Origin of the sequence: Denitratimonas tolerans (assembly GCF_037203605.1) — a bacterium.
In the GTDB taxonomy this organism is placed as follows: domain Bacteria; phylum Pseudomonadota; class Gammaproteobacteria; order Xanthomonadales; family Xanthomonadaceae; genus Denitratimonas; species Denitratimonas tolerans.
This window is the reverse complement of record NZ_JBBDHC010000029.1, coordinates 1-5,697: the sequence shown is the minus strand read 5'-3', so window position 1 is coordinate 5,697 and position 5,697 is coordinate 1. Positions and strand designations below refer to the sequence as shown.

4 protein-coding genes and 1 pseudogene are annotated in these 5,697 nt (G+C 59.2%); 2 read left to right on the top strand and 3 right to left on the bottom strand.

Annotation, left to right across the window (positions count from 1 at the left end; genetic code table 11):
- Together WB794_RS13275 and WB794_RS13270 are read left to right on the top strand one after the other, a co-directional pair.
- Positions 1–234 (top strand): ATPase, T2SS/T4P/T4SS family (locus WB794_RS13275; protein WP_479686629.1); only part of this gene is annotated, 234 nt, incomplete at its 5' end.
- A 2,156-nt stretch (positions 235–2,390) separates the two neighbouring features.
- Positions 2,391–3,554 (top strand): annotated as a pseudogene (locus WB794_RS13270) (IS110 family RNA-guided transposase).
- Between the two features lie 439 nt (positions 3,555–3,993).
- Here WB794_RS13270 and WB794_RS13265 read toward each other — a convergent pair.
- The 3 genes from WB794_RS13265 to WB794_RS13255 all read right to left on the bottom strand — a co-directional run bounded on the left by WB794_RS13265 (position 3,994) and on the right by WB794_RS13255 (position 5,526).
- Positions 3,994–4,422, bottom strand: coding sequence for a hypothetical protein (locus WB794_RS13265; RefSeq protein ID WP_337336336.1), 429 nt, complete (start codon positions 4,420–4,422; stop codon positions 3,994–3,996).
- Positions 4,419–4,934 carry a TIR domain-containing protein gene (locus tag WB794_RS13260; RefSeq protein ID WP_337336335.1) on the bottom strand — a complete coding sequence of 172 codons (516 nt, stop codon included), beginning with the start codon at positions 4,932–4,934 and terminating at the stop codon, positions 4,419–4,421. Before WB794_RS13260 ends, WB794_RS13265 begins: the two co-directional genes overlap by 4 nt.
- A gap of 109 nt (positions 4,935–5,043) precedes the next feature.
- Positions 5,044–5,526, bottom strand: a complete 483-nt coding sequence (locus WB794_RS13255; protein WP_337336334.1) for a hypothetical protein — start codon at positions 5,524–5,526, stop codon at positions 5,044–5,046.
- Positions 5,527–5,697: the final 171 nt, after the last annotated feature.

Here is a 5,697-nt window from a genome sequence, read left to right as displayed (position 1 = left end):
CCCGGCCCGGAAGCGGCGGGTCGTAACGCGGGCTACAAGGGCCGCACTGGCCTGTACGAGCTGATCGTCATCGACGAAACCCTGCGCCGCCTGATCCACGAGGGTGCATCCGAAGCGCAGATGCTGCTGCACGCCCGCAAGAGCACCCCGGCGATGCTGGAAGACGGCTGGAACAAGGTCATCGCCGGCATCACCAGCGCCGACGAAGTATTGCGGGTGACGCGGGACGAGTGAACCGCCCCCGCTTTCGTGGAGGCTGTTTGGTTTAAGTCACGCCGCCATCGCGACGGGACTGGCGAGTTGAACGTCTGGCCCTGCTTCGCGGGTGAGCAGGGCTTTCGAGCGGCATGCCGCGAGCCTGCGAACGCCCGCCGGCATGCAAGCCGGCGGGCCGGAATGATGGCTCGGGGAATACCCACCGCAAAGCCGAATACACGAATGCAACCGCTCCCGCCTTGCCGAAGTTGAAGCAAAAATGTCAGCAGGTAAAACAGGATTTCAACGCCGTGAAGCGGTCGCCTCATGAAACCCGGCCGTCAGGGGTTGACGAGGGAGACCATACATGAATTGTTAGCTGCCGCCCTGGATACCGACGGCGCCCAGCAGCTTACTCAATGTAGCGGACGAGTAGCGTACCTCCTTGGGCGTTTCCGACAAGGGCGGCGGAGCGTCTGCTTGTCTCAACGTCTCCGTGAGCCCGCTTGTACTTCCGTATATTGGTGCAATCACCGTGAGTGGCTCTGGGCTTGGCAGCGAACCATGAAGTGCTTGATAGACAAGAATTGCGTTCAATAGCGCTAATTCCTTTCCAGGATGCATGCCGTCAGGAGCAAACCATGTTAGCTCAGGCGCTGTATTGCGCAGACGCCGCAGCTTTTCCGATACCTCGATGTATGGAATCCCCACCTCCGCGGCTGCGGCAGACTCGGCTTCGACCAAGCGTTGAGACGCAGCCGGGTGAGGCTGGTACGACCCAAGAAGTACAACGGATGCCCCGTTCTGCTCGGCAAGAGTAGTCAAGGCCTTGATTGCTTGGCGCGACTGAACACAAGAGTCAGGACCGAAGGAACACATCAGATCGCCACCGCGCTCCTGAAGAACAAGCGCCGTGTACTTTCTCTCATCTAGCGCCCGCGCGACCGACCCGTCAGCCACCCGCTGAGTAAGCGTCGCTCCGCCTCTCACGATCATGTCACTAGCGATCGGCTTTCCATTGGCCTCGGCCAGCGCCGAAAAAACTGCTGGCGCATTCCCTACGTAAGTAAGGCTATTCCCGACGAAAAGCACCCTTTCTGGCGAATTCTGCACGCTGCACGAGGTGCAGATCACCAAGATAGAGAGAAGCAGGGATGCGAGTGAGCGCATAGGTCCCAAAGCGATTAATACCGCGTTAAGCGGCCGCCGGCCGCAACGCTCGGTCGAAGCGAAACACGTCTCCGGCGGTCCGCTTGAATAGTTATGCATCACGCCTCAGCTTATCCAGAGGCCGTCGGTTACCACCACGGACCACCCTGACTCCCCACGCATAAGGAGATGCAGCTTGCCGGTGCCGCACAGGCCACCGCAATAATGCTCCACAAGAATCACTGCCCACGTCCCGTCCTCGGATAGTATCGGCAGCGAGACCTTCACATACCCCGCCGTCCCTGGGTACTCCGAATAGAATTTGCTCCACACCCGCCCCTCATTACTAACCGTGCTTCTAATCGCAGCCTCAGTTTCGGAGATAACATACGGGTTTTCGATTCTCGGTAGAGCAACAGTAGCCCGGTTCGCCTCTGAAAGCTGAATCCGCATTCTTTTCGGGATACGAAAGTCCGCACCGGGCCAATTCATAATTTCATCGTCAATGGATGACGGGCAGTTGTTGTTAACAGAACTCCAGTTACTGCCCGGACAAACCACGAGCGACTCATTCGACAGAACTACGGACTTTCGCAATTTGTCTGCAATTCTACCTTCCCCAGGGCGAGGAGGCGGTAGCGGAATCCCCTCAAACTTCTCGTGCGCCAGAACGGCTTCAAGAATTAGCCCGAAATCAGCCGTTAGAGGAAGCGCAGGCTCCTGTGCAGTGGGACATACTCGAGCCATCGCTTCTAGCGCGCTATCGTGTATCGCGGGGGTGAGTAACCCAAGAGCACCCAATACGGCTAGTATGCCTGTTGCTACGGCAACTCGCGCTGTTCTAATGCCAACAACCACGACGACCTCTCACAGTGATGTATGACACCTGAGTTAAGCCGGCCCGCCCGGTGCGAGCCGGTTTTTGCCGAGACCCCGAAGCGGCGTCGACTTGGATGATCGAATGGACTCCCCCCGCGTCCCACACGGCTTCGATGAGCCAGACTGAGGTTGCGCCGTCAGACACGGGATCATGAGAGGAGTCCGACATGCACGCTACCACCAAATCCACGGCGACTGAATCTTCCGCCGTCCTGCTCGCCATCGATCTGGCCAAGGACGTGTTCGAGCTGGCCTTTGCCGATGCCGGCGGCCGTATCGTCGCGCGCAAGCGGCTCAAGCGTGGGCCGTTCGCCCATTGTCTGGAGAATCGCCCGCCGCTGCGCATCGTGATGGAAGCCTGCGGTTCGGCGCATGCGTGGGCGCGCAGGTTCGCCCGGCTCGGGCATGAGGTCGTGCTGCTGCCGGCCCAGCACGTGCGCCCGTATGCTCGTCGCACCAAGACCGATCGCGCCGATGCCGCCGGGCTGCTGGAAGCGGCGCGCTGCGGCGATATTCGCCCGGTGCCGATCAAAACCCCGGAGCAGCAAGGGTGAGGCGGCGCGTTTGGCGAGTCCTGCTCGCCGCGCCGCCGAACGCCCGCACACGGATGTGCGGGCCGGGCGAGGCTTCAGGATGACTGCTTGCCGCGGCTCAAGGCCCAGCGCACGGCGGCGATCAATACCGTGCGCGGCCTGTTGCGCGAGTTCGGCATCGCCATTCCCGGCGGGGCCGATAAGGTGCGCCCGGCCACGCTGGCGGCGCTGGAAGATGGCGACAACGATATCCCGATGGCGCTGCGCCACGCGCTGGCGGCATTGCTGGATCAGATCACCGACCAGGCCGAAGCGATGGATGCCATCGAAATACAACTGGCTGATTTTGCCAGGCGCGACACCCGCTGCCAGCGCCTGATGGCCGCCAGCGGCGTGGGCCTGATCACGGCCACGGCGATGAGTGCGGGCATTGGCGACTTTGCACGCTTTCCATCGGGTCGGCACTTCGCCAGTGCGCTGGGTTTGACCCCGCGTGAGTATTCCAGCGGCGGCACGCGCAAGCTCGGACGCATCACCAAGCAGGGCGATGTGTACCTGCGCACGCTGTTGATCCACGGCGCGCGCTCGGCGCTGGTGGTGGCCGCTACGGCCAAAAAGCGCGATCAGCCGCTGGATCGCACCCAGCAATGGGCGCTGGCTCTGGCCGAACGAAAAGGCCACAACAAAGCCGCCGTGGCGTTGGCCAACAAGGTGGCCAGACGGCTGTGGGCCGCTGAACACCACGGCACCAGTTTCGACCCCGAACACGTCAGCCGGCGCGAAGCCTGCGCGGCCTGATCCCCTTCCACTTCAACCGCAGCACCGCGTCACGCAGTACCGCAGCACCGTTCCAGACCTTTTGATGTTGCAAGCCTCAACTCATGCAAGCGTGTCGGTCCCCGAAGCAGCCAAGCCGATAACACAAAACTGCCTGGAGCAGTTTTGGACATCGCGCAGCGATGGCCCGAAGGGTGGCCGCCATGGATGGCGGGCCACAATTCTGATCCGTGTGATCGTTTGAACGTATGGCCCTGCTTCGCGGATTCCATGATGGCTCGGGGAATACCCACCGCAAAGCCGAATACACGAATGCAACCGCTCCCGCCTTGCCGGGGTTGAAGCAGAGGCATCAGCAGGTGAAAAGCCGAGAATCAAACCGCCGTGAAGCTGCCGCTTCACACTGTCCTGCCGTCAGGGATTGACGGAGGAGTCCATACATGAATTGTTAGGCCGCATGCTACGTAATGATTGCTTTCACCACAGCAACTATGGCGGCCAGAGGAAGGTAGAAACCAAGAATAGAGAATGAAGTGAATGCTTCAAGACGAAGCCAGTTCACATCCTTGGACGGACTTATACAGAAGACATCCTGTGAGCGCAGGGTCCCGGAACAGTAGCGGGACACAAACGCGTTGTAGGAATCTCTAAAGCCTCGCTCCAAGCCAAGGTAGTACGCGTCCAGCAGCAAGAATGCGGGGATTGGAATAGCGGCAATCCAGAGAAGCTTCTCATTGGGCTTGTCAGCAACGGCAACAATGATTGCACTTACGATGGTGATGCACCACGTTTTGCACGATGCGGAGTTTGACGCCATGCGTTGCACGACGTTCTGCAACATGCCGAGGTGAGCTTGGATTGCCGATTCGCTTGGCTGTGACGCATTCATTGGCGCTTTGTCCGAATGGCCGTTTCGATCCACGTGCCCATCATGCGGCGAATGACGTTGTACGCATCCGGGCCCGGGTCGTGACAGCTCACGTAGTTTGAAAGGGGTTGGCCATTGTTGAGGGTGACATTCGCGAAGGGGTTGGCGCCTTGATAGCAGAAACCTTGCCGCGGACAATTCAGGTTGTGCACGTAGATGCCAAAAAGGCCTCGCTTGTCGTTCCAGGCTTTGCGAATCTCATAGTCAATCCAAGGTCGCTGAGCAGTCTGGGAGCCAACCAAGACGATTACGCAACTCCGATACTGCATAGTCTGGTCGATCCAGCGCTGGATCGCTGCGTCGCCTTGGCGCCGAACGGCCTCCCATTCGTTTGGCGCGCATGGAGTATTTCCCTCGATCACGCCCATATTGCGAATTTGCTGCGCACGGAACGCATCGTTTGCGTAATGGAAGCTGTAGAAGACCTGCCTTCTGGCGGTCGGATCTAGCGGTCTGCGAAGGAGTGAATTCATGCGGCCTAACGCCTAAGTTAAGCCGCGCCGCGTAGCGGAGCAAACCACATGGCAAGCTGTATCTGCCATGTGGTTTGTGGAGCGAAGCGGGGTCGGCTTGAACGCATTGTTAGGGCCCAACGCGATCCAGTACATACTTGAGCCACTTGTCTTGCCTCTCACCACGAACGATGTTGATGATCTCGAAGCTTTTGGTGTGGTACGGCTGATCCAGGAACGCAAGATACGTGGCCCCGACTGAGAATGACGGATGAACCTTGCAGTCCGGGTGCATTGTTATGCGCCCAATCTTTGAATCCCAGAACACTTGATCTGTGTGATTGTTGAAGTTCTCCGCCTGCATCGGATAGAGCAGGGCCTCGCCCGTAACCTGAAACTCGCTCTGAGGATGACCCTTAACGGACTGGACCGTGCGAAAGGTATAGACAATGTCATCGCCAGATACCTCAGCTCTGACAACGGTTGCCAACGAAATCTCCTCAGTCCGATTGATCAACTCATCCGCTGTCGCGGCTAAGTGCTCAGGCGCGACGAAGCACGAGTATGCGGGGCTCGCAATGAAGAGGAGCAGCAATCCGACAGAAAGCTTCATATTGGGCCCTAACGCCTAAGTTAAGCCGACCCGCGCAGTGAAGTGGACCAGGTGGCAAGCTGTACCTGCCGCCTGGGCCGCGTAACGAAGCGGGTTCGGCTTGAATGATCGAATGGACTCCCCCCGCGTCCCACACGGCTTCGATGAGCCAGACTGATGTTGTTGACCATC